This window comes from Mesorhizobium sp. GbtcB19 (genome assembly GCF_019091085.1).
In the GTDB taxonomy this organism is placed as follows: domain Bacteria; phylum Pseudomonadota; class Alphaproteobacteria; order Rhizobiales; family Rhizobiaceae; genus Mesorhizobium.
Genome location: NZ_JAGXJY010000066.1, coordinates 1 through 1,159 on the forward strand (window position 1 = coordinate 1; position 1,159 = coordinate 1,159).

The window sequence follows — 1,159 nt, forward strand, 5'->3', positions numbered from 1 at the left end:
GGCAGGGCTATCGCATATGGGTCAGGGCCTGGATTAGGTAGTCGTCGTTCCATGCGCATTTCTTGATGCGGTGGCTGATGGGGACTTTGTCGACATCGGCGAGCTGAAGGATGTTTCTGGCGATGCGGGTGAGGAGCGCGGTGTTGGCAGGGGCATTGTCCTTGCGGGCACGGGATTGATCCTCATCCAAATGAACGTCGAGCATCCAATGCAGCCCGTTCTCGATCTGCCAATGGGCTCTCGTGAGCTCAAGCGCCTGCTGTGGCGACAGCAGAGTGGAAGCCATGAACAGTCGCGTCAGCGGCTTGGCCTGATCGCGCTGGCTGGTGATGCGGATGAAGGCTTCGTGGCCGGCCATCAGTGGCTTGGTGGCGGCCACCACCTCGGCCTGACGCCACTCGTCACGACCATGGCTGGTCTCACTGCGCTCCGCCACAGCGGGGGCGGTTTCGGCCAGATGTTGTTTGGCATGAGCGACCCAATGGCGGCGGTTGCCTTTAAGCGCGAGCAGGTAGTCGCCGCCGCGTTCGGTGATGGCCTGTGCCATGCGCTTGTGACAATGGAGCGCGTCGGTCGTGACCATTCTGCCAGCGAGATCAATGAGTTCGACCACCTTGAGGGCTGCCTCGATCTCATTGCTTTCGTCCCCCGGCGACACTGCCGCAAGGCACAGCCGCGTCTCGGCGGCAAAGGCCGATACCGTTAGGGGCGGGCTGGCCGCAAGACCCTTCTCATAGGCTCGCCGCAGCGCCTTGCCGTCAAGCGCGACCACCTCCTGGCATGCCCGCGCGAAGCCTGCGGCAAAAGCAGCGAACGCTCGCCCAAACGCCTCCGGATCAAGTAGTCGCAACAGCCGCGAGAAGGTGTCGTGGCTGGGTGCCACTTCATACTCGATCAACCGCGACAGCGCCTGCTTGCGCTCCTGCGCGAACAACGAGAACTCCGTCGCGTTGCTCGCCCCGCACAGGCTCGCGGCGATCATCATCACGATCAGATCGCCAAGCCGGTGCGTGGCGTTGCCAGCGCGCGGATCGGGCAGCGCGCCGAAATAGCTCTCAAGGCTCGAAATGGCAGTCTCTCCTCAGTTCGACTGCCTGCCCAAAGAATCCCTTCTCAGGCCAACTTCAAGTCCCAAAAAACCCATATGCGATTCCCCTGC

1 protein-coding gene is annotated in these 1,159 nt (G+C 62.4%); it reads right to left on the reverse strand.

Annotated elements, in window-relative coordinates:
• Positions 1–7: 7 nt before the first annotated feature.
• Positions 8–1,069 carry an ISAs1 family transposase gene (locus tag KVT37_RS31585; RefSeq protein WP_217578928.1) on the reverse strand — a complete coding sequence of 354 codons (1,062 nt, stop codon included), beginning with the start codon at positions 1,067–1,069 and terminating at the stop codon, positions 8–10.
• Between the last annotated feature and the right edge of the window lie 90 nt (positions 1,070–1,159).